The sequence below is a fragment of the Pseudomonas sp. C 49-2 genome (genome assembly GCF_003970195.1).
In the GTDB taxonomy this organism is placed as follows: Bacteria; Pseudomonadota; Gammaproteobacteria; order Pseudomonadales; family Pseudomonadaceae; genus Aquipseudomonas; species Aquipseudomonas canadensis.
This window is the reverse complement of record NZ_RXYG01000005.1, coordinates 155062-178527: the sequence shown is the minus strand read 5'-3', so window position 1 is coordinate 178527 and position 23466 is coordinate 155062. Positions and strand designations below refer to the sequence as shown.

The window sequence follows — 23466 nt, the reverse complement described above, 5'->3', positions numbered from 1 at the left end:
CTCAGGTTGAGAGCGGGGCGTTTTTCATGGTGCCTCAAGCGTAGCTTTCGGTCTCGGCGGCAGGCTCAACCAGTTCCAGGCTGATGTTGTTCTGCGCATTGATCTTGCGATACAGCTCGGCATCCGTCTCCAGGACCGTTTCCCGCGCCGGGAAAATTTCCTGCAGCTTGGCGGCCCATTCACCCGCGGCTTTGCTTGGGAAGCACTTCTCGATCAGTTCCAGCATGATCGAAACGGTCACCGAAGCACCTGGGGACGCGCCCAGCAGGGCAGCCAACGAACCGTCTTTGGCCGCGACCAGCTCGGTGCCGAATTGCAGCACGCCGCCTTTTTTCGGGTCTTTCTTGATGATCTGCACCCGTTGGCCGGCCACTTCCAGGCGCCAGTCTTCGGCTTTTGCCTCCGGGTAGAAGCGACGCAGGGATTCCAGGCGCTGTTCCATCGACTGGCGCACTTCGCTGACCAAGTACTTGGTCAGGTCCATGTTGTCGCGGGCCACGGCGAGCATCGGGCCGATGTTGCCGGCGCGAATCGACATCGGCAGGTCGAGGAACGAGCCGTGCTTGAGGAACTTGGTCGTAAAACCGGCGTATGGTCCGAACAACAGGGACTTCTTGCCGTCCACCACACGGGTGTCCAGGTGCGGTACGGACATCGGCGGCGAACCCACGGCGGCCTGGCTGTAGACCTTGGCCTGGTGGTGCTTGACCACTTCCGGGTTGTCGCAACGCAGCCATTGGCCGCTGACCGGGAAGCCGCCAAAGCCTTTGCTCTCTTCGATGCCCGAGGCTTGCAGCAGCGGCAGGGCCGCGCCACCGGCGCCGAGGAACACGAACTTGGCGTCCACTTCACGGCTGTTGCCGCTGTTGACGTCCTTGATGCTCACGGTCCAGCCCGCGCCGTTGCGCTTGAGGCCGGTGACGCGCTTGCAATACTTGACCTGGGCGTCGGGCGAGCTGGTCAGGTGGCCGAGCAATTGGTTGGTCAGTGCGCCGAAGTTGACGTCGGTGCCGTTCATGACACGGGTGGCCGCGATTTTTTCGTCGAGCGGGCGGCCCGGCATCATCAGCGGCATCCACTCGGCCATTTCGCTACGGTCTTCGGTGTAGTGCATGTCCGAAAACGCGTGGTGCTGGCTGAGGGATTCAAAGCGCTTCTTGAGGAAAGACACGCCTTTGTCGCCCTGCACGAAGCTCAGGTGCGGCACCGGGCTGATAAAGGATTTCGACGAGCCAAAGGTGCCCTTTTTAGTCAGGTACGCCCAGAATTGCTTCGACACCTCGAACTGGGTGTTGATGTGCACGGCTTTCTTGATGTCGATGGAGCCATCGGCGGCCTGGGGTGTGTAGTTCAGCTCACACAGCCCGGCATGGCCGGTCCCGGCGTTGTTCCACGGGTTGGAACTTTCCGCGGCACCCGAATCCATCAGCTCAACGACTTCCAGCTTGAGACCGGGGTCGAGCTCTTTGAGCAGTACGGCCAGGGTGGCACTCATGATGCCGGCCCCTACCAGTACTACGTCGACTGCTTCGTTATGCGCCATTTAACGCGTCTCCAAAATCTGCAGCACCAAATTGACGGCATGGCTGCCAGGAGTGACGGGGCGGTTCACGTGTTGCCCCAGGTTACCCATGGCCAGGATCGCCATGTCCGATTCGCAATTCTTTGCATGTTCAGCGCACGCTTCCTGCCGGGCTAATCTGCCTATGAACGCATTCATGGGCGCCTGTGGCAATTCGACTTATGGTCAAAGCGTGCGATTCGTGCAACCAATCCGTAGCGGACAGGCTCAAGCTCCGGTTTTTAAGGCGTGCTCGGTCCTGTGTGGTTGGGCTGTTCCAGACGCTGATGGTGCTTGTACAAACGCCAAACTATTCATTTGCTCGCCACACTCTTGTGAAGTTGTGAAAACCCGTTTTTTCACGCTCTTTTGAAGACGTGAACCTCAAAAAAGGGCTGCCCCAGCTTGGCACCTGGCCCCTAGCCGACACGCGGCAAAACGGGCAAACAACTCAAGTGGCCGAGCGCAATGGCAGCTCTGGCAGATTCGGTAAAGGCGGGTGGTTTGCAATGAAAACAGCAAGCGCGCCAGCTTCACTCGATCTGTGTGGGCGGCTCTCTGTGGGCGATTGGGGGGTTAGTGCCGAGGCATTAACGATGCTGCGAGGCCCGATCAGGAGACGTCCTTATAATCGGGGGGAGATTGTAGCGAAGAACGCCAAGGAAATGGGCGTGTTTTATGACTTTTATTAGGTGTTCGGTCAGGCGGCCAACGGCTGGTGCCGGGGCGACCGCGCAGGACGCGGGCTGACGCGGGCACGGGCCGGCAATGGGTGGTGCATCCAGCTCAGGCGGATTTCATCGATTTCCACCCAACCGTCACCTACAGGAGGCTGGCTGCATTCTTTGAAGACCTGGCAACGACCTTGCGCATCCAGCAGGGCGAACTGGCGAAGGGCGGGCTTGCGCGTAAACAGTGACCAGAGAAAATGCATGGTGTCAGACCTCCTGAGATTGGGGCCAAGCTTGCCTGTCGGGCATGACGAGCCTGTGTATCAGTCGTGACATATCAGTGACATCGAACCGCTAGAGTCCACGCGGGTCTCAGGTTGTAACTGGCGCTAGTTCCCGGCACAGGCGCACCGCTATACTGCCGGCCTGTCGGACCCTGATTTCTGGAGAGAAAAGCATGTTGCAACGCCTGTTGTTCGGTTTGATCACTGTGACCAGTTTGACCCTGGTTGGCTGCGCCAACAGCCCGCAACAACTGACCCCGGAACCGAAGATCACCACGCAGCTGGCCCCTGTGGGCCACGGCCAGCCGGTGTCGGTGCGTGTGGTGGATGGTCGTCCGTCACCAACCCTCGGCTCGCGCGGTGGCTTGTACCCGGAAACTGCTCTGGTTTCGGTGAATGCCCAGGACGTGCTGCCCAAGTTGCAGGCCCAGGCTGAAGCCGCCGTGCGTTTGCTGGGTTTTACCCCAAGCCCCAACGCGCCGGGTGCGCCGCAGCTGACCATCACTCTGGCTGAACTGAAGTATCAGTCGCCTAAAGACGGCCTGTACGTGACCGAGGCGTCCATCGGCGCGACCTTCAAGTCCGACGTCAGCGCCGGCACCCGTCGCTACAGCGGTCGCTACGGCGCGTCCCTGAACCAGCGTTTCGGCATGTCGCCGAACCAGGAAACCAACACCAAGCTGGTCAGCGACGTCCTCAGTGATGCCTTGACCCGCCTGTTCAAGGACCCAAGCATCGGTTCGTTGCTCAGCTCGCAGTAAGCGATTCAGCAAAAAGCCGGGCTCAGTAATGAGCCCGGCTTTTTTTCGTCTCCAGTTTCACGCGGCGGTGTCGATACAGAAATCCAGCAGGCTCACCCCTGTCAGCAGATCGGTCTCCGGCAGGTCCGCATGCTGGTGGCCGCCAAGGGCGCAATACACCAGCCAGTGGCGATCCTGGACGTTGAAGGCCAGGCCGCCAACCAGTGCTTCTTGCTCATCACTTTGGGTGATCAGGTACAGCCGATCCTGGTTTTGCGCGTGCAGCATGACAAGCTCCTAAGCGTCGAAGGGCAACAGAGTGGCTTGTTAAGGTGACGTTCAGGTGACGGCGTAAATTACTGGATACATTAGCCGTCAATGGAGGAGGGAGCATTTACGGCGCCGGAGGCCACTATCGTTCAGGTTTGTATCTGAACCGATACCAAAATACTGTTCTACCGAGGTTTGCGATGGCGCTGCCTGCACTTTTTATCAACGTTGTTGCGTTAGCCGTGGCCTGCCCGGGTGCTGCGCTGCTGTTCATAACGCGCCTGCGCGAACAGCGCGCAATGGCCGACCTGACCGCGCAAGGTGAAGACCGCGGGATCGACCAACCGATGTTGTTTCTGGATGTGCGCACCGAGCGGGCGCATCGTCTGGCTTACCGAATTGGGTTCGCCTGTCTTGGGCTGGCGCTGGCCATCTCCTGGCTCAGCACCCGCCTCTAAAACGCCACAACACAAATGTGGGAGCGAGCAAGCCCGCTCCCACATTTTGATCAGTGTTTACAAAGGTATTCCGGCTTTGACCCGATACTGATTACGCACCGGCGTTGCATATTGCACCACCAGAAACGGTCGGTGCTCGGCCGGGCATTCGTTCAAGCGCCGCTCCCACTCCGCCTTGGCCTTGGCCAGTTCGTCCGCCGGGAACACTTCGGCGGCGGTCGGCACCTGCAATTGCGGGTCGGCATCGCTCCACTGGGCGTAGGCCAGGTAATGCACCGGGAACAAGCGGTATCCGCCGAGAATCTGCCGGTCCATTTCTGCGGCCAGCAGCTTGGTGTCTTCGAAGCGCTCGGTGATCGGTGGTGCGAAGTTGATGTGCACCCGACCCTTGTAGCCGGTGATACCGAGGGCGATGCTCACGTCATCCTCGCCCGGCGCCTTGCTGTAGGTGCCGGTGGTGGCGCGGATGTAGAGTTCGCGGGCCTTGGCGGTATCGCACGGGTCATATTCGTAGCTGATGGACACCGGCGTCAGGTTCAACGACTGGATCACCTCGGCAAACGGCTCATCCTTGCGGCTGACATGGAACATCTTGAGGATCGCTGATTCGGTGCGATCATCCCCATCCTTGGCGCGGCCTTCAGCCTGGGCGATCCAGATCGACGCCCCGTCGTTGCGGATCGAATGGTTGATATAGGCCGACAGCAGGTTGAATGCCGCCATCTTTTCCTTTCGCCCGGTGATCGAGCGGTGCACGATAAAGCTCTTGTTCAGGCGCATCAGGTCGCTGACGAACGGCTTTTGCAGCAGGTTGTCGCCAATGGCGATGCGCGGCGTCGGCAGGCCGGCGTGGTACACGGCATAGTTGACGAAGGCCGGGTCCATCACGATATCGCGGTGGTTGGCCAGGAACAGGTAAGCCGTGCCGGACTTGAGCTGCTCGACGCCCGTGTAGGTCACGCCGTCGGTCGCCCGGTCAATGGTGTGGTCGACGTAGTATTCGACTTTGTCCTGCAGCGTGGCCACGGTGGTGACGCCGGCGAACTCACGGCGCAATTTGCGGGCGATCATCGGCTTGAGCAGCCAGCCCAGGGCGCCGGCAAAGCGCGGGAAGCGGAAGTGGGTCAGGATGTCCAGAAAGGCCTTGTCACTGAACAGACGTGCCAGCACTGCCGGGACTTCGCTGTCGTTGTAAGGTCGGATGGTATCGAATTCGCCCATCATGCTCTCTTGTTAGAAACGGCTAGGGTAAGTAAAGGAAATACCAGGGTGCGGACTGAGGAATGGCCCCAGCCGGAAATAGCCCTGTAAATAGACCGGCGATTATACGCACAAGTCACCTTGGAGGCTGCGATGCTGGAAAATGCGACGTACGATTGTCCTTATTGCGGTGAAGAGGTCGAGACAACCGTGGATTTGTCTGGCGGTGACCAGACGTATATTGAAGACTGCCAGGTCTGTTGCCGGCCGATCACTTTCGATCTGCAGGTGCATGGTGACGAGTGGATGCTCGAAACCCGAAGCGAAAACGAATAACGGATACATCCATGCAGCGAATCTACGAACCGGAAAACCTGATGGAAGGCGAGCTGCTGCAACAGATGCTCGCCAGCGAAGGCATCGAGGCGCACCTGGTGGGTCGGCATTTGCTCGGCGGTACCGGCGAATTGCCCATCTTCGGCCTGCTGGGCCTGGAGGTGGACAATGACCGGGCTGCGGCTGCCCGCGAGCTGATTACCGCCTACATCGGCGCACAACCGCTACCCGGTGACGAACCCGACAGCTTCCCCGACGTGCTGGTCTGTTAGGCTGTCGGTCGGTTTACCCAAGAGTCGTGTTGCCCCATGTGTGGACGTTATGCCCTGTTTCGCTGGAATCCCGCCTTCGCTGCTTTGCCGGGCTTCCCGGCCGACCAGCAGGCTCAGTGGAACATTTCCCCGAATGATTCGGTGCTGATCCAGCGCGCCACCGACGGCCAGCGCACGCTGGCCCGCGCCCGTTGGGGCCTTACGCCGCCGTGGTTGACCGATCTTTCCCGCACGCCCGCCCATGCCCGCGCCGAAACCCTGGCCGAACAACCGATGTTCCGCGAAGCGTTCCGTCAGCGCCGTTGCCTGCTGCCCGCCAATGGGTTCTACGAATGGCGCGGCACCCAGCGTAAACGCCCGTACTGGCTGACACCGGGGGAGGGCTCCACGTTGTTTTTCGCCGCGATCTGGGAAGCCTATCCGGTGCAGGAGCAGGTGTGGCTGAGCACGGCGGTGGTGACCCAAGCGGCGCAGGCCCAGCGTCGCCCGCTGATTCTGGATGAGGCCGGACAGGCAGCCTGGCTCAATCCCGAGACGCCGTTGCATGTATTGCAAGGCCTGCTGGCCAGTGAACCCGTCGCGTTGCGCGAGCGAGTGCTGGCCAACATGGTCAACGATCCGAAGCTCAACGGGCCGGAGTGCCTGACCCCGGCTTAGACCTTGAACTGATTGATCAGCCGGCGCTGCTGCTCCGCCAGCTTGGTCAAGTCCGCACTGGCCGCGCTGGATTCATCCGCGCCGCCTGCTACTTCATTGGCCACCTGGCCGATATTGATCACGTTGCGATTGATGTCCTCGGCCACCGCGCTCTGTTCTTCGGCGGCACTGGCGATCTGGGTGTTCATGTCGTTGATCACCGAGACTGCCTGGGTGATCGTTTCCAGCGCTTCGGCCGCCTTGGCCGCGTGTTGCACGCTTTCATCGGTGCGGTTCTGGCTGTCCTCCATCACCCGCACCACGTCCCGCGTGCCTTGTTGCAACTGCTGGATCATGGTCTGGATTTCTTCGGTGGCCTTCTGGGTCTTTTGCGCCAGGTTGCGCACTTCGTCGGCGACCACGGCAAACCCACGGCCTTGCTCGCCAGCCCGCGCCGCCTCGATGGCCGCATTGAGCGCCAGCAGGTTGGTCTGTTCGGCAATCCCGCGAATCGCCGTGAGGATGGCGTTGATGTTCTCGCTGTCCTTGGCCAACGCCTGCACGACACCGACTGCCTTGCCGATTTCCTCGGCCAGTGCGCCGATGGAGGTGGAGGTGTCGCGCACAATGCGCATGCCCTGGCTGGCGGCCTGGTCGGCGTGGCTGGCGGCTTGGGCGGCCTGGGTGGCGTTGCGCGCAACATCTTGCGCAGTCGCGGTCATCTCATGCACAGCGGTGGCGACCTGGTCGATTTCCACCATCTGTTTGTGTACGCCCTGGTTGGTGCGGATCGCGATGTCGGCGGTGTGCTCTGACGAATCGCTGACCTTCTGCACCGAACTCACCACCTGGGTGATCATGCCCTGCAGCTTGATCAAGAAGGTGTTGAAGCCGCTGGCGATCGCGCCCAGTTCATCGGCGCGGTCACTGGTCAGGCGCCGTGTCAGGTCGCCTTCGCCCTGGGCGATGTCATTGAGCATCGCGACCATTTGCTTGAGCGGACGAGCAATGCCGTGGCCGACCAGCCAGATCACCAGCAAGCCGATACCGGCGATCAACAAACCGGCGATGGTCATGCCGAAGATGTCAGTCTTGCGCTGAGCTTCCAGGTCGCTTTGCAGCTTCTGCGAATCGGCCATCACGGCGCTGAGGGGCAGTTGCAGCATCAGCGTCCAGCGTGCGTCGGCCTGGCCGATATTGAACGGTAGGAACAGTTCGATATGCCCGTGTTCCTTGTCGATGTCGTAGCGCACTTCGCCGACTTTCAACTGGCCGAGGTTGGCCAGTTCATTGTTGTCGAGTAGGTCGGTGGCCTTTTCGCCGAGCTTGCTGGCGTCCTTGGTGTAGGCCACCAGGCGACCGTTGCTGGAGATCAGCGCGAGTTCACCGGCGCCGTTGTAGAGTTTTTGATCGGCGCTGGTGAGCATGTCCTGGATGAAGTTGACCGACAGGTCGGCACCGACGATGCCTTGGAAGGTGCCGTCGATCATGATCGGTTCGATGAACGAAGCCAGCATCACCATCGCGTTGCCCACCTTATAAGGGGCAGGGTCGATGGCGCAGGCCTTTTTGTTTTCCTTGGAGCAGAGGTAGTACTCACTCGCGCGCACGCCAGTGGAGAGGATGTTCTGGTCGTTGACATCGGCGAGCTTGTCCAGGCCCAGGCTGCCATCGGCGTTGCGATACCACCAGGGAAGGAAGCGGCCGTCTGCGGCCATGCCGACAATGGGGGTGTTCACGTAGGCTGCGTCGTTGTGATCGATCGCATTGGGCTCCCAGCCGATGTAGGCGCCGAGGATCTTCGGGTTGCGCACCACGGTTTCATGCAGGAGGTTGATCAGTTGCTCGCGGCCGATTTGCAGGGCCGGCTCGCCCTTGGCGTCTTTCATGCCGAGCAGGGCGTTGGCGGTGGCCAGGCTCTTGGCGGTCACCAAGGGGGCTTCCAGTTCGCGCTGGATCAAGGTGGCCTGGGTTTGCGCCAGGGCGGTCAGGCGCTGCTCGATGATCTGGTCGAATTGCACCTGGGTGCGATCCTGCACCATTTCTTGGGTCCGCGCTCCGGCAAACAAGGCGTACAGCACCAGCACCGCGACCACGCTCAGGACAATCGCCCCGGCCAGTGCCGCGACAGAAAATTGGATCGACTTGAATTTCATGAAAACTCCGGGCACAGGGGAGAGAATCCGCCTTTTTGTATCGGCCACGGGCGCGCTGGGCATGAGGGGGTGTCCTGCAAAAATGTTCGGGGTGTCGCAAATGGAAAGCCCGTCGCCGTTATTGGGGCCGTGGGATGTATCCGAAAATCAGCGGTTACACGTCTGGTGTATCTGGCGTCGATACAAACGAGCGCCTACGATACGCGCCATGTTTTAAGGGCGTGTTTTCAGGGAGAGGTTCATGAAGAAGTCATTGGTAGTTAGCGGTCTGGTTGCAGCGATGCTGCTGGCCGGGTGTCAGTCGGTCAACACCACCAGCGGCGGCGCCGTTGGGGTTGAGCGCAAGCAGTACATGTTCAGCATGCTGTCGAGTCAGGAAGTCGACCAGATGTATGCCCAGTCCTACCAGCAGACCCTGGGGGAGGCCAGCAGCAAGGGCCAACTGGACAAGACCAGCGCCAACGCCAAGCGCGTGCAGGCCATCGCCAACCGCTTGATCGCCCAGGCGCCGACTTTCCGTGCGGATGCCGCGCAGTGGAAGTGGGAAGTGAACCTGATCAAGAGCGACGAGATGAACGCCAACTGCGGGCCTGGCGGCAAGATCTTTGTGTACAGCGCCTTGATCGACAACCTCAAGCTCACCGATGACGAGCTGGCCGCCGTGATGGGCCATGAAATCGCCCACGCCTTGCGTGAACACGGCCGTGAAGCCATGTCCAAGGCCTACGGGATCGAGATGGCCAAGCAGGGCGCCGGTGCGTTGTTCGGCCTCGGCCAAGACAGCTTGGCATTAGCCGATACCGTGGCCAACTACGGCATGACCTTGCCCAACAGCCGCAGCAATGAAAACGAAGCGGACCTGATCGGCCTGGAGCTCTCGGCCCGTGCCGGCTACAACCCGAACGCGGCTATCACGCTGTGGAACAAGATGGCCAAGGCTTCGGAAGGTGCGCCGCCGGAGTTCATGAGTACTCACCCGGCGTCCGACAGCCGAATCGCCTCGTTGCAGGCGGCGATTCCGAAGGTGATGCCGCTCTACCAGCAGGCAAAAAAATCCTGAGTTAACGCAGATCAATGTGGGAGCCGGGCTTGCCCGCGATGCAGGCGGCTCGGTCTCTCAGTTGCACCGGGTTGCTGCCATCGCAGGCAAGCCAGCTCCCACAGGGATCGGGTTTGCAGCCTTAGATCCAGCCGCTGCTTTGCATGGCTTTGTACACGGCCACAATCGCCAGGATGAAAAACGCTGACGCCGCCAGTCGACGAATCAAGGTCAACGGCAGTTTCTCCGCTGCAAAATTCCCCGCCAAGACCACCGGCACGTTGGCAATCAGCATGCCCAGGGTCGTCCCGATAATCACCAGCCACAACTCCGGGTACTGCGCCGCCAGCATCACCGTGGCGATCTGCGTCTTGTCACCGATTTCCGCGAGGAAGAATGCGATCAGTGTGGTCAGGAACGGGCCGAATTTGCGTGTGGTGCTGGCTTCGTCATCGTCGAGTTTGTCTGGAACCAGTGTCCACAAGGCCGTGGCGCAGAAACTCGCTGCGAGGATCCAGTGCAACACTGCATCCGAGAAGAAACTGCCGAACCAGGCTCCCACTGCACCAGCGGCCGCATGGTTGGCCAGGGTCGCGGCGACGATGCCGGCGATGATCGGCCAGGGTTTGCGAAAGCGTGCGGCAAGGATGAGCGCGAGCAGTTGCGTCTTGTCGCCGATTTCGGCCAAGGCAACGATTGCGGTAGGAACGAGTAATGAATCCAGCATCAGGTAAGTTTCCAGGGGCGGGTCGACACGGCTATGACACGTACAGCCTTCCCGCCCCGGGTAAGGTGTGCGTGTCATAGGTCTTGTCAAACCCCGGTCCGTCTGTGCGGACTCCTGGGTCGCATACGCCATGGTCTGCTGACCAAGTATGTTGACGTATGCCGGACGAGCGTGGCGCTCGTGGGAGACTACTCCCCTAGGACGGAGCGGATTCTGCCTAGGCAAAATCCATTCGGCAAGCCTTCTTTTTTAAACGCCCGTCAGCCGCGCTTGGCACGGTAGATGCGAAAACCGTTGCCCTCGGCCTTGATCGCGCACACGCCCAGGTGCTCTTCGATCAGTGGTTGGTACTTGAGGAAGCTGTTGGCAACCAGGCGGAGTTCGCCGCCTTTTGCCAGGTGTTTCGCCGCTTTTCGCAGCAGGTTCTCAGTGGCGAAATAATCGGTATGCACACCGACATGGAACGGTGGATTGCTCAAAATCGCGTTCAAACCCATCGGTGCCGCGTCGATGCCATCGCCGGTCAATACCTCGGCTTCCAGACCATTGGCGGCCAGGGTCAAGCGACTGCTGGCGGCGGCGAAGGCATCCACGTCGAGCATCGTCACCATGTTGTGCGGATAGCGCCGTTTGACCGCAGCCCCCAGCACGCCAGCGCCACAACCAAAGTCCAGCAGATGACCGCTTGGCAGTTTGTCCAGATGTTCCAGCAGCAGCTCGGTGCCACGATCCAGGCGCCCGTGGCTGAACACCCCCGGCAAGCTCACCACCTTCAGCGGGCCCTCGGCCAACGGCACGTCGAAGACCTGCGCGAGGCTCTCCAGCTCAGCCGCTTGCGGGGCGTTGACCACGGTGATCTGCCACAGTTGGCAATGCCGCGCGCTGTCGAGTTTGCGCGGTTTGCCGAAGGGGATTAGCTGTTTGGCGGCGCTTTCGATCCCGGCTTTCTTCTCGCCGACCAAAAACAGCTCGGCGCCGGGCAAGCGCGAGGCCACGGCGTTGAGCAGGTAGTCGGTGAGGTCCTTGGACTTGGGCAGGAAGATCACTGCGGTATCAAACGCCCGCTCCGGCACGTTTACGCCGAACTGGCTGCGTTCAGGGAAGCGTGCATCGAGCGCCGCCTGATCACCGGCATGCCAACACCAGCCGTGAGCGTTGGGTAGACGACCCAGCAGGTCGTCGGCAGGCAACCCCACCAACAGCAGGTTGCCTTGAAAAAGTTCGGCCTGGCGAAGCAGTACTTCACTGCGCGGATCCATGGTCTGCTCCTTGAAAAGGGGCGCAGTTTATCAACTGACGACGCGCAGCGGGGCCCCGTTGAAAAAGCCCCGGGCGTTTTCCGCCAGTTGGCCGACGATGCGCTGGCGCGCTTCGCGACTGCCCCAGGCGTTGTGTGGGGTCACGATCAGCCGAGGGATGTCACCGGCCAACAGCGGATTGCCATCCACCGGTGGTTCCACGCTCAGTACATCGGTGGCCGCGCCGCCCAGATGGCCGCTGCGCAAGGCGTCCGCCAGGGCCTGCTCATTGATCAAACCACCGCGCGCCGTGTTGACCACAAACGCGCCAGGTTTGAGCAGCGCCAGCTCGCGGGCGCCGATAAAGTCGCGGGTGTGTTCGTTGAGCGGGCAGTGCAGGGTGAGTGCGTCCACCTGCGCCAGCAACTCATCCAGCGGCACGCGGTCAGCGCGGGCCGGGCGGCCTGGAATCGCGCCGAGCAGGACACGCATGCCGAACGCTTCAGCCAGTCGCGCGACGGCGCCGCCCAATTCGCCATGGCCGAGCAGGCCGAGGGTCTTGCCTTCCAGTTCCACAATCGGATGGTCCAGCAGGCAGAACTGCTTGGCCTCCTGCCACTTGCCGGCGCTCACGTCTCTTTGGTAATCCTTCAAGCGCGTCGCCAGGTTGAGCAACAGCATGATCGTGTGCTGCGCCACCGACGGCGTGCCATAGCCCTGGCAGTTGCTCACGGTGATGCCATGGGCGCGGGCGGCGTCGAGGTCGACGTTGTTGGTGCCGGTGGCCGACACCAGGATCAGCTTGAGGTCCGGGCAGGCCGCCAGGGTTGCGGTGTTGAGGGCGATCTTGTTGCTGATGACCACGTGGGCACCTTGCACGCGTTCAATCACATTCTGCGGCGTGGTGCCGGTAAACAGCTGCAACTCGCTGAAGGTGTCTCGCAGCTCGCTGAGGTCGAGGTCCCCCAGGTCCAGGGACGGGTGATCAAGGAAGACGGCGCGGCGATTGTTCGTCATCAACTGTACCTTTTGCGACAGGGTTCGAAGGCGTAATCTCCCGAGCCTATCAGATGAAATAATCAGTTACTTAATTGGAGTGAGCATGTACGCCGCCGAATTTTTGACCGTAGCCCTGATTCACTTGTTGGCGGTGGCCAGCCCCGGCCCGGATTTCGCGGTAGTGGTGCGTGAAAGCGTGACCCACGGCCGTCGCGCCGGAACCTGGACTGCGCTGGGCGTCGGCTCGGCGATTTTTCTGCACGTAGGTTATTCGTTGCTCGGTATCGGCTTGATCGTGTCCCAGTCCATCGTGCTGTTCAACGCCCTGAAATGGGCGGCCGCCGCCTACCTGCTTTACATCGGCTTCAAGGCCCTGCGCGCGCAGCCGGCCAAGCCTGTAGCTGAGGGCGAGTTGCATCGCGAAGCGGGCGAGCGCACGCCGCGTGGTGCGTTTACCGCCGGTTTCGTGACCAATGGCTTGAACCCCAAGGCCACGCTGTTCTTCCTGTCGTTGTTCACCGTGGTGATCAACCCCCACACACCGCTAGCGATCCAGGCCGGTTACGGTGTGTACCTGGCAGTGGCGACGGCGTTGTGGTTCTGCCTGGTGGCGATGCTGTTCAGCCAGCAGCGCGTGCGTGCCGGGTTTGCGCGGATGGGCCACTGGTTCGATCGGACCATGGGCGCAGTGTTGATTGCCATCGGCGTGAAACTGGCATTCACCAGCATGAAATAGGCTGGATGCTGGCGCAAAGCTAGCATTCATTGGGGGCTGCAAATCATTCCTTTGGCTGATTTGGCTGAAACATATGCGCTCTACAGTGCAGTTCTTTCAGCCAAGACCGCGCAGTCATAAAAGGGATTCGTATGTTGCAGACCCGTGTTATCCCGCCCGCCGAAGGTGCGTACCAATATCCGCTGTTGATCAAACGCCTGTTGATGTCCGGCACCCGCTATGAAAAGACCCGGGAAATCGTCTACCGCGACAAACTGCGCTACACCTACCCCACCCTGATCGAGCGCGTTGCGCGCCTGGCCAATGTGCTGACTGAAGCGGGCGTGAAGGCCGGTGATACCGTGGCGGTGATGGACTGGGACAGCCATCGTTACCTGGAATGCATGTTTGCCATCCCGATGATTGGCGCGGTGATCCACACCATCAACGTGCGCCTGTCGCCGGAACAGATCCTCTACACCATGAACCACGCCGAGGACCGCTTTGTGCTGGTCAACAGTGAGTTCGTGGGGCTTTACCAGGCAATTGCCGGGCACCTGACCACGGTCGACAAGACCCTGCTGCTCACCGATGGCGAGTCCAAGACCGCCGAGCTGCCCAACCTGGTGGGTGAGTACGAAACACTGCTCGCCGCCGCCAGCCCGAAGTATGACTTCCAGGACTTCGACGAACACTCCGTTGCCACCACCTTCTACACCACCGGCACCACCGGTAACCCCAAAGGCGTGTATTTCACCCACCGCCAGTTGGTGCTGCACACCATCGGTGTGGCGACCATTATGGGCAGCGTCGACAGCGTGCGGTTGCTCGGCACCAATGACGTGTACATGCCGATTACGCCGATGTTCCACGTGCACGCCTGGGGCTTGCCGTACGTGGCGACCATGCTCGGCCTGAAGCAGGTCTACCCTGGCCGCTACGACCCGGAATACCTGGTGGAGCTGTGGCGCAAGGAAAAGGTCACTTTTTCCCACTGCGTACCGACCATCCTGCAAATGGTGCTCAATGCCAAGGCTGCCCAGGACGTAGATTTCGGTGGCTGGAAAATCGTCATCGGCGGCAGTGCGCTCAATCGTTCGCTGTATGAAGCCTCCAAGGCGCGTGGCATCCAGTTGACCGCCGCGTATGGCATGTCCGAGACCGGGCCGCTGGTGTCCTGCGCCCACCTCAACGAAGAGTTGATGGCTGGCAGCGAGGATGAACGCACGACTTACCGCATCAAGGCCGGCGTGCCCGGGCCGTTGGTGGAAGCCGCGATCATTGATGGCGACGGCAACTTCCTACCGGCCGACGGTGAGTCCCAGGGTGAGCTGGTGCTGCGCGCGCCATGGCTCAGCGAAGGCTATTTCAACGAGCCGCAAAAGGGCGCCGAGCTGTGGGAAGGTGGCTGGATGCACACCGGCGACGTGGCCACGCTGGATGCGTTCGGTGTGATCGACATCCGCGACCGCATCAAGGATGTGATCAAGACCGGCGGCGAGTGGATCTCGTCCCTGGCCCTCGAAGACCTGGTCAGCCGCCACCCCGCGGTACGCGAAGTAGCGGTGGTGGGCATTGCCGATCCGCAGTGGGGCGAGCGTCCGTTTGCATTGCTGGTGGTGCGTGATGGCCATGTGATAGGGGCCCGTGAGCTCAAGGAACACCTCAAGCCGTTCGTGGAGTTGGGCCACTTGAGCAAGTGGGCGATTCCGAGCCAGATCGCCGTTGTTACGGAAATTCCCAAGACGAGTGTAGGAAAACTCGACAAAAAACGTATCCGTATCGACATCATCGAATGGCAGGCCAACAACAGCACCTTCCTGTCCACCCTGTGACGCCCCCCGCCGTGCCCTTTCGGGCACGGCAATGCTCTATCTGGCGCCTTTACTTGTGATTTGCCGATTTTCAGCCATCCTTGCCGCGTCGGCTTCCGCCGACGTGGCGAAAGGGTCGTGGCAGACGGGTCGGTGATGCAAATCACACTTTAGAGGGATCAAGCACTACCCCCTGCTGGCTATAGTCCCTTCCAGAGTTTTTCACGGATGTTCCGCTTCGGGCCATGGGGGCTCGGCTGCCGAGCGGCATTGGAATCGTTGTATTCCGGCCGTTACACGCATCACAGAAAGAACTCACTGCCATAACAATAATGCACATGGAGTAGCGTCGATGACCTCAGTAAACCAGTTCTGGCGCCGGGCAAGACTGCCCCTGGCCGTCAGTCTCGCTTCTACGCTCGCCGGGCCCGCATTCGGCGTCAGTTTCAATATCGGTGAAATCGAAGGGAGCTTTGACTCGTCGCTTTCCGTGGGGGCGAGCTGGTCGACAGCCAAGCCCAACAAAGATCTCATTGGTGCGAACAACGGTGGTCGTGGCCTGTCCCAGACTTCCGATGACGGTCACCTGAACTTCAAGCGCGGTGAGACCTTCTCGAAGATCTTCAAGGGCATCCATGACCTGGAGCTGAAGTACGGCGATACCGGCGTGTTTGTGCGCGGCAAATACTGGTATGACTTTGAACTCAAGGATGAAAACCGTGAGTTCAAGGACATCAGCGACAACAACCGTAAAGAGGGCGCCAAGTCATCGGGTGGTCAGATTCTCGACGCGTTTGTCTATCACAACTATGCGATTGCCGATCAGCCGGGCAGTGTGCGGTTTGGTAAGCAGGTAGTGAGCTGGGGTGAAAGTACTTTCATTGGCGGCGGCATCAACTCCATCAACCCGATCGACGTGTCCGCGTTCCGTCGTCCGGGGGCCGAGATCAAGGAAGGCTTGATTCCGGTCAACATGTTCTATGTGTCGCAGACCCTGACCGATAACTTGTCGGCAGAAGCGTTTTACCAGTTGGAGTGGGACCAGACGGTAACGGACAACTGCGGAACGTTTTTCTCCCAGCCAGATATTATTTCGGATGGCTGTACCGATAACCTGCGTGTCTTGAACAAGCGTTCGCGGATTCCTGCAGCGGCTTACCCGACCCTCAATCGCTTTGGGGTTGATGTCAACGAAGAAGGGGTGAAAGTCGCTCGTGGCGGTGACAAGGATGCCCGAGACAGCGGGCAGTTCGGGTTTGCTTTCCATTACAACTATGAGCCGTTGGACACGGAGTTCGGCGCCTTTTTCATGAATTATCACAGCCGTGCGCCGATCTTCAGTGCTCGCGGTGCATCCCAGTCTCTCTACGACCTGCTCAACAACCCAGGCACGCCTGCGGCGCTGCGGCAATTGGCGCCTGTAATCGTCGCCGGCAATTCCCAGTATTTTGTCGAGTACCCTGAAGATATTCGCCTCTATGGCTTGAGCTTCTCCACCACCCTGCCTACAGGTACGGCCTGGAGTGGCGAACTGAGCTATCGTCCGAATGCTCCTGTTCAATTGAACTCGACGGACATTTTGTTTGCCGGGGTGACCCCGTTGAACGGTTATTCCAACGCCTCTGTGCTCAAGGGTATTCCCGGCCAGGATCTCAATGGTTATCGGCGCAAGGAAGTTACTCAGTTCCAAACGACATTCACGCACTTCTTTGATCAGGTCATGGGCGCAAGCCGCCTGACCACTGTGGGTGAGATTGGCGTCACGCATGTGGGTGGATTGGAAAGCAAGTCCAAGACCCGTTACGGCCGTGACCCGGTTTTCGGCCCTGGCAGCCTGCCTGCCGGCTTCTGTAATAGCCTCAATGCCTCCACCGGCGCTGGTGCCGGAGTGCCTGTTGCGGGCCTCAACACCAACTGCGACAACGACGGGTTCACCACTGCCACGTCCTGGGGCTACCGTGCCCGGGCTATCTGGGAATACCCGGATACCTTTGCAGGCGTCAACCTCAAGCCAAGTGTGGCCTGGTCCCATGACGTCAAAGGTTATTCGCCAGGCCCTGGCGGCAACTTTGAGGAAGGCCGTAAAGCGATCAGCCTGGGTGTGGATGCCGAGTATCAAAACACCTACACCGTGGGCCTGAATTACACCAACTTCTTTGGCGGCAAGTTCAGCACCGTGGACGATCGTGACTTTGTTGCCTTGAGCGCGGGCATGAACTTCTAAGCACACTGCATTTCAGGAAGACCAGAACATGAAAATAACCAAAAGTCTGTTGCACGTGGGTGTGCTTGGGCTGTCGATCCTGGCGAGCAATGTCATGGCGGCAGTGTCGGCGGATGAAGCCGCCAAGCTGGGCACGACCCTGACGCCGATGGGCGCCGAAATGGCCGGCAATGCGGCGGGTACTATTCCAAAATGGTCGCCGCTGCCCACCAACGCTGGCGCTGTTGACGCCCGTGGATTCCTGGCCAACCCATACGCCAGTGAACAACCGCAATTCACCATCACCGCGGCGAACGTCGAGCAGTACAAGGACAAGCTGGCGCCGGGGCAGTACGCGATGTTCAAGCGCTACCCGGAAACCTTCAAGATGCCGGTCTACCCGACCCATCGCGGTGCCACGGTGCCAGCGGATGTGTTTGCGGCCATCAAGAAGAACGCCACCACCACCAACTTGGTGTCTGGTGGCAACGGCCTGGAAAACTTCGAAACCGCCGTACCGTTCCCGATTCCAAAAAGCGGCGTGGAAGTGATCTGGAATCACATCACCCGTTATCGCGGCGGCAGCGTGACCCGCCTGGTAACCCAGGCCACACCGCAAACCAATGGCTCGTACAGCCTGGTGTACTTCCGCGACCAGTTCGTATTTCGCGACAAGATGAAAGACTTCGACCCGAAAAATCCGGGCAACGTGCTGTTCTACTTCAAGCAGCAAGTGACTGCGCCGGCACGTCTGGCCGGTGGTGTACTGCTGGTGCACGAAACCCTGGATCAGGTGAAGGAACCGCGTTCGGCGTGGGTCTACAACGCCGGCCAGCGTCGTGTGCGCCGCGCGCCACAAGTGTCCTATGACGGACCAGGCACCGCAGCCGATGGCCTGCGTACCTCCGACAACCTCGATATGTACAACGGTGCTCCGGATCGCTACGACTGGAAGCTGGAGGGCAAGAAAGAAATCTACATCGCCTCCAACAGCTACAAGATCGATGATCCGAAGCTCAAATACGCCGACATCATCAAGGCTGGCCACATCAACCAGGACCTGACCCGCTACGAGCTGCGCCGCGTCTGGCATGTGGTCGCCACCTTGAAGGAAGGCCAGCGCCACATCTATGCCAAGCGTGACTTCTTCATTGACGAAGACACCTGGCAAGCAGCGGTCATCGATCACTACGACGGTCGTGGCCAACTGTGGCGCGTGGCGGAAGCCCATGCCGAGAACTACTACGACAAGCAAGTGCCGTGGTACGCCCTGGAAACCCTCTACGACCTGCAGTCCGGCCGCTACCTGGCGCTGGGCATGAAGAACGAAGAGAAGCAGGCGTATGACTTTGGCTTCACCGCCACCACCAGCGACTTCACCCCGGCGGCGTTGCGCCAGGATGGTGTTCGCTAACCCCAAGCCCCCCAATCTGGGAGCCGCCCCCCTGTAGGAGCTGGCTTGCCAGCGATAGCATCCCCTCGGTGTAACAGGCACACCGAGGTGCCTGCATCGCCAGCAAGTCGGCTCCTACTTTTTTGTGGCGAGATTTTTTGTCGCAGTTCTTTTCAGGCAAATGTTGCAAAGATCTACAAACCGGCGGCTTTTACCGCTAGTCTGCGGACATCTGCAATGCCGACAACAGCCTTCTACAAGAGCCCGGCGATGACTGATCTGTCCCGAATCCAAGGGCCTGCCAGTGCGGTAATCCCGACCCTGGAAGGTCGCTTCTACAGGCCACCACTGCCTGACGGCTATGTGCTGCGACCTCGCCTGTGCGAACGCCTGAGCGCCGGGCTGGAAGGGCGGTTGCTGCTGGTCAGCGCACCGGCTGGGTTTGGCAAGAGTTCGTTGGCGGTGGAGTTCTGCCAGAGCCTGCCGGTCCATTGGCAAAGCCTATGGCTGGGCCTCAGCCCACGGGATAACGACCCTGGGCGTTTTCTCGAACGCCTGCTCGACGGCTTGCAGCAATTTTTCCCGCAACTTGGCGCCCAATCCCTGGGCCTGCTGAAAATGCGCCAGCGTCACCAGCCCTTTGCCTTTGAAGAATGGCTCGATGGCCTGCTCGACGAGCTGGCTGTGCACCTGTCCGCCCGTGCGCCGCTGTTGCTGGTGCTGGATGATTACCATCTGGCCCAGGGGCCGGTGCTCGACCGTTGCCTGCAGTTTTTCCTCAATCATTTGCCTGATGGCCTGGTGGTATTGGTCACCAGCCGCCAGCGCCCGGACTGGCATCTGGCGCGACTGCGATTGTCGCGTCATCTGCTGGAACTGCACGAACAGGACTTGCGCCTGACGCACGACGAATCACTGGCAGTGCTGGATCGCCACAGCAACTCCTTGCGTGGCGAAGCGCTGGATAACCTGATCCGTCGCAGCGAAGGCTGGGTTGCCGGCCTGCGCTTCTGGCTGTTGGCCGCCTCCGAGGCCGGCAGCGACGGCGCCTTGCCGCAAAGCCTGCACGGCGGCGAAGGGCTGATCCGCGATTACCTGCTGGAAGAGGTCATCGACTGCCTGCCGACCGAAGTGCAGGCGTTTTTGTACGACACCGCTCCTCAGGACCGTTTCTGCAGCGAACTCTGCGACGCGGTGCGTGAAGCCCACGACAGTGCCGAAATCCTGCGTTACCTGCAGGCGCACCAAGTGTTCCTGGTGCCGCTGGATGAGCACGGGCATTGGTACCGTTATCACCATCTTTTTTCGGACTTGCTGCGCACGCGTCGTGCCAGCAGCAACGTGCTGCCGGCGGCCAGCCTGCACCTGCGCGCGTGTCGCTGGTTCAATGCCCAAGGCTTGATCGATGAAGCGGTGGAGCAGGCGTTGCGCGCCGGTCATCTGGATGTGGCTGCGAATCTGGTACAAAACCTTTCCGAAGAACAGCTGCTGGCCGAGCAGAACGTAGGCATGTTACTGCGCTGGAAAATGGACTTGCCTGACAGCCTGCTGATCAGCACGCCGCGCTTGATCGTGCTCTACAGCTGGGCCTTGGGCCTGGCCTGCCAGTTGGATGCGGCAGAAGAGCTGTCCAGCTACCTCAGCCGCTTCCTGCCGGCACCGTCGGCCACCGCGCAGAAATCGATGTTGGCCCAGTGGCTGGCGCTGAGCGGGATTATCGCCCGTGGTCGGGGCGATCGCGAGTTGACCCAGCGCTATTGCAGCGAAGCGTTGGAAAGCTTGCCGCAACGGCGTTACGGCCAGCGGTTGATGTGCTTGTCGACCCTGTCCAACCTGGCCATTGTCGATGCCGACCTCTGGCGTGCGCGAGGCCTGAACCGCGAATCCCTGGAGCTGGCGCAGCGCGTCGGCAATCCCTTGTTCGAAGCCCTGGCCCATTACGACCGTGCGCGAGTATTGCAGGCGCGCGGTGAAATCCTGCGTTCCCTGGACGAAGTGCGCCAAGGCCTGCAACGCCTGCACGGCTTGGCGCCGCAGCGCTTGTATGCGGTGCGTGCGCGTTTATCGCTCTACGAGGGTTTTTTGTTGCTGGTGCGGCTCCAGCCCGAAGCCGGGCTCGCCCGTTTGCGCGCCGGTCTTGCTGAAGCGAGGGCTTGCCGCGACATCAGTGTGTTGATCGGCCATTGCGTGATCGCCAATTTTGAAGGGCGCCGTGGTGACTTTGCCACAGCCTTCGCCGAACTCTCCGAGGCTGAGCGGCTGATGCATATCTGGGATGTGCCGCCGATCTACTACCTGGCAATGATCACCCTGATCAAGTGCGAGCTGTGGCTGGCCCAGGGCCGCACCGACTTGGCTGACGCCTGGTTGACGCGTCTGGGGCAAACCTACAATGGCGAACACGCCGCCGCCGCGCCGGAGTTCCACCCACACCTGCCGCAGCACATCGGGCTGCAACAGGCTGCGTTGGACGCGACTCGCCACCAACCGGCGGCGGCGTTGCAACGTCTCGAAGAGTTGGCAATACAGGCTCATAACAGTGGGCGTCAGATGATCGCGCTGATGGCCCTGACCCAGCGGGTGCAACTGTTGCTGGGGGAGGGGCAGGAGGCAAAGGCGCGTCCAGTGTTTGCCCAAGCCCTTGAGGCCGGGGCAGGTGGCGCGTTGCAACCCTTTGAACGATTGCTGGAAACCCACCCGGACTGGATGCGCGAGCAGCTTGCCAAAGATCCCCATGGGCTGCTGAGCCAGAGCCTGCTGGCGCTGTTACCGGCGGTTGCAGTGGTGGAGGCAGCTTCGACTCATGAGACATTGAGCGCCCGAGAGCTGGCGGTGCTGCAATTGATCGCTCAGGGCTGCTCCAATCAGGAGATCAGCAACCGGTTGTTTATCTCGCTGCACACGGTCAAGACTCACGCGAGCCACATCAACAGCAAGCTGGGTGTGGAGCGTCGTACCCAGGCGGTGGCGCGGGCGCAGGAACTGAGGTTGATCGGCTAGGGACGCCCCAGTCTGTTTTAATGGTGCAATTATTCTGGCGATATTTGCCCGGAATCGACATTTCATTTGCACGACAGGACCCCGAATGGAAACCGCCAAGCCGACCCTTATCCGTGAAACCTTCCCCGTCGGCCCCCTGCAGTGCAACTGCACCATCATCGGCGACCCCATCAGTAAAAAGGCCATCGTGGTCGACCCAGGCGGCAACCATGAGCTGATCCTGGCGCGGCTCGATGCCCTGGGATTGAAAGTGATGAGCATCATCCACACCCATGCCCATCTGGATCACTTCCTGGCGTCCGGCCAGTTGAAGGAGAAGACCGGTGCCACCTTGCACCTGCACAAAGAAGATCAATTCCTTTGGGACAATCTGGAAATGCAATGCCAGATGTTTCGCGTGCCCTATACCCCTGTGCCTTCGCCGGACCGTTGGCTGGAACATGATGAAGAGTTGGCCTGCGGCTGTGGCGTGGCGTTGCACACACCCGGTCACACTCCGGGGTCGATGAGCTTCTGGTTTGCTGATGCCAAGCTGCTGATTGCCGGCGACACACTGTTCCGTCGCGGTATCGGGCGCACCGATTTGTGGGGCGGCGACCAGGCGACCATCGTGCGCTCGATCAAGCAGCGCCTGTACACCCTGGACGAGGGCGCGACGGTGGTGACCGGTCACGGGCCGGATACCCGGCTGGGCGATGAAATGCGCGAGAATCCTTTCGTGCGGGCGTGAAGGAATCATTGCCGGGCAGAACGCGTTCTATTCCAGGTAAACCTTGTAGCAAAAACTCAGGTCGTGTTCAGCATGCGTCTGCTACGGTTTCTGTAGCCACGGAATTTTTACCGTTTGTCGCGTTCCAAACTCGGCACAGGTCCATTGCCAATGTCCTTTGCACCATAGAATGCAAACGTAGGAGCTCCCTTCATGTTCACTTCGCGTCGTCTGCTTGTTGTCGCTACCGTTGTAGCCCTGTTGTCCGGCTGCGCATCACCTAATCCTTATGACGGCAGCAGCCAGGGACAGGCGAGTAATGAATCCGGCGGTATGAGCAAGACCGCCAAGTACGGTGGCCTGGGTGCCCTGGCCGGTGCATTGGCGGGTGCGGCCATCGATCACAACAACCGTGGCAAGGGCGCGCTGATCGGTGCCGTCGTTGCCGGTGCCGGTGCCGCAGGTTACGGCTACTACGCCGACCAACAGGAAAAGAAACTGCGTGAAAGCATGGCCAACACCGGTGTTGAGGTTCAGCGCCAGGGCGACCAGATCAAGCTGATCATGCCGGGCAACATCACCTTCGCGACCAACTCGGACGCGATCTCCAGCAGCTTCTACCAGCCGCTGAACAACCTGGCCAACTCGCTCAAGCAGTTCAACCAGAACACTATCCAGATCGTTGGCTACACCGACAGCACCGGTAGCCGTCAGTTGAACATGGACCTGTCCCAGCGTCGTGCCCAGAGCGTGGCTAACTACCTGACGTCCCAGGGCGTCAACGGCGCCAACCTGAGCGCCCGCGGTGCCGGCCCGGATAACCCGATTGCCAGCAACGCCGACGTCAACGGCCGTGCCCAGAACCGTCGTGTTGAAGTCAACCTCGGCCCGATCCCAGGCCAACAGTACGGCCAGCCAGGAGCCCAGCAACAGGCGCCACAACAGAACAACCAGTTCCAGGGCAATCCGTACTCGCAGTACCAGTAAACATTCGTTAATAAAAAAGGGCGCCGTAAGGCGCCCTTTTTTGTGGCTGCGTCATTAC

General features: G+C 60.4%; 21 protein-coding genes, 1 pseudogene and 1 riboswitch. Of the genes and pseudogenes, 13 read left to right on the top strand and 9 right to left on the bottom strand.

What is annotated here, in order from left to right:
- Positions 1-34: 34 nt before the first annotated feature.
- Positions 35-1543: a malate dehydrogenase (quinone) gene (gene mqo, locus EJ576_RS11955; protein ID WP_126570424.1), complete on the bottom strand. Its 1509-nt coding sequence runs from the start codon at positions 1541-1543 to the stop codon at positions 35-37.
- A 718-nt stretch (positions 1544-2261) separates the two neighbouring features.
- The gene (locus EJ576_RS11950; protein ID WP_126570423.1) at positions 2262-2495 is read right to left on the bottom strand and encodes a hypothetical protein; all 234 of its coding nucleotides are present in this window, start codon (positions 2493-2495) and stop codon (positions 2262-2264) included.
- 194 nt (positions 2496-2689) lie between these two features.
- Here EJ576_RS11950 and EJ576_RS11945 point away from each other — a divergent pair, with 194 nt between their 5' ends.
- A complete protein-coding gene (locus tag EJ576_RS11945; RefSeq protein WP_028618872.1) occupies positions 2690-3277 on the top strand; it encodes a YajG family lipoprotein in 588 nt (195 codons plus the stop codon).
- A gap of 57 nt (positions 3278-3334) precedes the next feature.
- Here EJ576_RS11945 and EJ576_RS11940 read toward each other — a convergent pair whose 3' ends face one another.
- Positions 3335-3544 (bottom strand): hypothetical protein, encoded by a 210-nt coding sequence (locus tag EJ576_RS11940; protein WP_016978307.1) that lies wholly within the window; start codon positions 3542-3544, stop codon positions 3335-3337.
- 182 nt (positions 3545-3726) lie between these two features.
- Between EJ576_RS11940 and EJ576_RS11935 the strand changes: the two genes are divergently transcribed.
- A complete protein-coding gene (locus EJ576_RS11935) occupies positions 3727-3984 on the top strand; it encodes a hypothetical protein (RefSeq protein ID WP_028618873.1) in 258 nt (85 codons plus the stop codon).
- 57 nt (positions 3985-4041) lie between these two features.
- Here EJ576_RS11935 and EJ576_RS11930 read toward each other — a convergent pair whose 3' ends face one another.
- Positions 4042-5205 (bottom strand): 1-acyl-sn-glycerol-3-phosphate acyltransferase, encoded by a 1164-nt coding sequence (locus EJ576_RS11930; protein WP_178083538.1) that lies wholly within the window; start codon positions 5203-5205, stop codon positions 4042-4044.
- Positions 5206-5337: 132 nt separating this feature from the next.
- Here EJ576_RS11930 and EJ576_RS11925 point away from each other — a divergent pair, with 132 nt between their 5' ends.
- From EJ576_RS11925 to EJ576_RS11915, 3 genes are read left to right on the top strand one after another with little or no spacing between them, the layout of a single operon-like run.
- Complete coding sequence (locus EJ576_RS11925; protein WP_126570422.1) at positions 5338-5520, top strand: CPXCG motif-containing cysteine-rich protein; 183 nt, start codon at positions 5338-5340, stop codon at positions 5518-5520.
- Positions 5521-5531: 11 nt separating this feature from the next.
- A complete protein-coding gene (locus tag EJ576_RS11920) occupies positions 5532-5792 on the top strand; it encodes a putative signal transducing protein (protein ID WP_126570421.1) in 261 nt (86 codons plus the stop codon).
- Between the two features lie 36 nt (positions 5793-5828).
- On the top strand, positions 5829-6449 hold the full coding sequence (locus EJ576_RS11915) for an SOS response-associated peptidase (RefSeq protein ID WP_068938005.1): 621 nt from the start codon (positions 5829-5831) through the stop codon (positions 6447-6449).
- Here the strand turns inward: EJ576_RS11915 and EJ576_RS30220 are convergent.
- Positions 6446-7189 (bottom strand): methyl-accepting chemotaxis protein, encoded by a 744-nt coding sequence (locus EJ576_RS30220; protein ID WP_371923942.1) that lies wholly within the window; start codon positions 7187-7189, stop codon positions 6446-6448. The two genes, EJ576_RS11915 and EJ576_RS30220, sit on opposite strands and share 4 nt — an antisense overlap.
- Before the next feature lie 114 nt (positions 7190-7303).
- A pseudogene (locus tag EJ576_RS30215) lies at positions 7304-7504 on the bottom strand (HAMP domain-containing protein); the annotation flags it as partial.
- Between the two features lie 1321 nt (positions 7505-8825).
- On the opposite strand from EJ576_RS30215, the gene EJ576_RS11905 reads away from it, so the two are divergent.
- Positions 8826-9644, top strand: a complete 819-nt coding sequence (locus tag EJ576_RS11905; RefSeq protein WP_010213075.1) for a M48 family metallopeptidase — start codon at positions 8826-8828, stop codon at positions 9642-9644.
- A 121-nt stretch (positions 9645-9765) separates the two neighbouring features.
- Here EJ576_RS11905 and EJ576_RS11900 read toward each other — a convergent pair whose 3' ends face one another.
- From EJ576_RS11900 to EJ576_RS11890, 3 genes are all read right to left on the bottom strand, one after another.
- Complete coding sequence (locus tag EJ576_RS11900) at positions 9766-10350, bottom strand: TMEM165/GDT1 family protein (protein ID WP_016978300.1); 585 nt, start codon at positions 10348-10350, stop codon at positions 9766-9768.
- Between the two features lie 89 nt (positions 10351-10439).
- A riboswitch (yybP-ykoY riboswitch) is annotated at positions 10440-10559 on the bottom strand.
- A gap of 51 nt (positions 10560-10610) precedes the next feature.
- A complete protein-coding gene (locus EJ576_RS11895) occupies positions 10611-11609 on the bottom strand; it encodes a class I SAM-dependent methyltransferase (RefSeq protein WP_126570419.1) in 999 nt (332 codons plus the stop codon).
- Positions 11610-11639: 30 nt separating this feature from the next.
- A complete protein-coding gene (locus tag EJ576_RS11890; RefSeq protein ID WP_028618880.1) occupies positions 11640-12605 on the bottom strand; it encodes a 2-hydroxyacid dehydrogenase in 966 nt (321 codons plus the stop codon).
- An 85-nt stretch (positions 12606-12690) separates the two neighbouring features.
- Between EJ576_RS11890 and EJ576_RS11885 the strand changes: the two genes are divergently transcribed.
- From EJ576_RS11885 to EJ576_RS11855, 7 genes are all read left to right on the top strand, one after another.
- Positions 12691-13323 carry a LysE family translocator gene (locus tag EJ576_RS11885; protein ID WP_016978297.1) on the top strand — a complete coding sequence of 211 codons (633 nt, stop codon included), beginning with the start codon at positions 12691-12693 and terminating at the stop codon, positions 13321-13323.
- 131 nt (positions 13324-13454) lie between these two features.
- Positions 13455-15137 (top strand): fatty acid--CoA ligase, encoded by a 1683-nt coding sequence (locus EJ576_RS11880; protein WP_123478194.1) that lies wholly within the window; start codon positions 13455-13457, stop codon positions 15135-15137.
- Between the two features lie 331 nt (positions 15138-15468).
- Positions 15469-17340, top strand: a complete 1872-nt coding sequence (locus tag EJ576_RS11875) for a DUF1302 domain-containing protein (RefSeq protein WP_122723788.1) — start codon at positions 15469-15471, stop codon at positions 17338-17340.
- A gap of 28 nt (positions 17341-17368) precedes the next feature.
- The gene (locus tag EJ576_RS11870) at positions 17369-18733 is read left to right on the top strand and encodes a DUF1329 domain-containing protein (RefSeq protein ID WP_122554848.1); all 1365 of its coding nucleotides are present in this window, start codon (positions 17369-17371) and stop codon (positions 18731-18733) included.
- A 249-nt stretch (positions 18734-18982) separates the two neighbouring features.
- The gene (locus tag EJ576_RS11865; RefSeq protein WP_126570418.1) at positions 18983-21712 is read left to right on the top strand and encodes a LuxR C-terminal-related transcriptional regulator; all 2730 of its coding nucleotides are present in this window, start codon (positions 18983-18985) and stop codon (positions 21710-21712) included.
- 85 nt (positions 21713-21797) lie between these two features.
- Positions 21798-22442: an MBL fold metallo-hydrolase gene (locus EJ576_RS11860; RefSeq protein ID WP_122723792.1), complete on the top strand. Its 645-nt coding sequence runs from the start codon at positions 21798-21800 to the stop codon at positions 22440-22442.
- A 192-nt stretch (positions 22443-22634) separates the two neighbouring features.
- Positions 22635-23408: an OmpA family lipoprotein gene (locus EJ576_RS11855; protein WP_012722283.1), complete on the top strand. Its 774-nt coding sequence runs from the start codon at positions 22635-22637 to the stop codon at positions 23406-23408.
- Positions 23409-23466: the final 58 nt, after the last annotated feature.

Coding starts and splice junctions, on each gene's coding strand:
- EJ576_RS11855 (WP_012722283.1), top strand. CDS start 22,635: ATGTTCACTTCGCGTCGTCTGCTTGTTGTCGCTACCGTTGTAGCCCTG.
- EJ576_RS11860 (WP_122723792.1), top strand. CDS start 21,798: ATGGAAACCGCCAAGCCGACCCTTATCCGTGAAACCTTCCCCGTCGGC.
- EJ576_RS11880 (WP_123478194.1), top strand. CDS start 13,455: ATGTTGCAGACCCGTGTTATCCCGCCCGCCGAAGGTGCGTACCAATAT.
- EJ576_RS11935 (WP_028618873.1), top strand. CDS start 3,727: ATGGCGCTGCCTGCACTTTTTATCAACGTTGTTGCGTTAGCCGTGGCC.
- EJ576_RS11870 (WP_122554848.1), top strand. CDS start 17,369: ATGAAAATAACCAAAAGTCTGTTGCACGTGGGTGTGCTTGGGCTGTCG.
- EJ576_RS30220 (WP_371923942.1), bottom strand. CDS start 7,189: ATGGTGGAAATCGACCAGGTCGCCACCGCTGTGCATGAGATGACCGCG.
- EJ576_RS11905 (WP_010213075.1), top strand. CDS start 8,826: ATGAAGAAGTCATTGGTAGTTAGCGGTCTGGTTGCAGCGATGCTGCTG.
- EJ576_RS11940 (WP_016978307.1), bottom strand. CDS start 3,544: ATGCTGCACGCGCAAAACCAGGATCGGCTGTACCTGATCACCCAAAGT.
- mqo (WP_126570424.1), bottom strand. CDS start 1,543: ATGGCGCATAACGAAGCAGTCGACGTAGTACTGGTAGGGGCCGGCATC.
- EJ576_RS11895 (WP_126570419.1), bottom strand. CDS start 11,609: ATGGATCCGCGCAGTGAAGTACTGCTTCGCCAGGCCGAACTTTTTCAA.
- EJ576_RS11945 (WP_028618872.1), top strand. CDS start 2,690: ATGTTGCAACGCCTGTTGTTCGGTTTGATCACTGTGACCAGTTTGACC.
- EJ576_RS11915 (WP_068938005.1), top strand. CDS start 5,829: ATGTGTGGACGTTATGCCCTGTTTCGCTGGAATCCCGCCTTCGCTGCT.
- EJ576_RS11885 (WP_016978297.1), top strand. CDS start 12,691: ATGTACGCCGCCGAATTTTTGACCGTAGCCCTGATTCACTTGTTGGCG.
- EJ576_RS11920 (WP_126570421.1), top strand. CDS start 5,532: ATGCAGCGAATCTACGAACCGGAAAACCTGATGGAAGGCGAGCTGCTG.
- EJ576_RS11900 (WP_016978300.1), bottom strand. CDS start 10,350: ATGCTGGATTCATTACTCGTTCCTACCGCAATCGTTGCCTTGGCCGAA.
- EJ576_RS11950 (WP_126570423.1), bottom strand. CDS start 2,495: ATGCATTTTCTCTGGTCACTGTTTACGCGCAAGCCCGCCCTTCGCCAG.
- EJ576_RS11930 (WP_178083538.1), bottom strand. CDS start 5,205: ATGGGCGAATTCGATACCATCCGACCTTACAACGACAGCGAAGTCCCG.
- EJ576_RS11890 (WP_028618880.1), bottom strand. CDS start 12,605: ATGACGAACAATCGCCGCGCCGTCTTCCTTGATCACCCGTCCCTGGAC.
- EJ576_RS11925 (WP_126570422.1), top strand. CDS start 5,338: ATGCTGGAAAATGCGACGTACGATTGTCCTTATTGCGGTGAAGAGGTC.
- EJ576_RS11865 (WP_126570418.1), top strand. CDS start 18,983: ATGACTGATCTGTCCCGAATCCAAGGGCCTGCCAGTGCGGTAATCCCG.
- EJ576_RS11875 (WP_122723788.1), top strand. CDS start 15,469: ATGACCTCAGTAAACCAGTTCTGGCGCCGGGCAAGACTGCCCCTGGCC.